1 protein-coding gene is annotated in these 380 nt (G+C 76.3%); it reads left to right on the plus strand.

The window, feature by feature from the left end; genetic code table 11:
* Positions 1-380, plus strand: a 380-nt coding sequence (locus tag GVL52_RS32815) for a polyprenyl synthetase family protein (protein WP_200848090.1), incomplete at both ends; no start/stop codon positions are given.

Raw genomic sequence — 380 nt, forward strand, 5'->3', positions numbered from 1 at the left:
GACGTGCTGCGCCGCGGCAAGCCCACGGTGCACGTGCAGTTCGGCCAGGCCCAGGCCCTGCTCGCGGGCGACGCGCTGCAGGCGCTGGCCTTCGAGCTGCTCACGCCCGATGGCGACGTGCCCGACGCCATGCAGGCCCGGCTGTGCCGGCTGCTCGCGCGCGCCGCGGGGGCCGACGGCATGGCGGGCGGGCAGGCGATCGATCTCGCCAGCGTCGGCATCGCCCTCTCGGAGGACGAGCTGCGCCGCATGCACCGCCTCAAGACCGGCGCGCTGCTGCAGGCGAGCGTGCTCATGGGAGCGGCCTGCGGCGACGCATCCCCCGCCGCGTGGAAGGCCCTGTCGCGCTACGGCGCGGCCCTCGGGCTCGCGTTCCAGGT

Origin of the sequence: Rhizobium sp. 18055, assembly GCF_902706285.1 — a bacterium.
GTDB lineage: Bacteria > Pseudomonadota > Alphaproteobacteria > Rhizobiales > Rhizobiaceae > Rhizobium.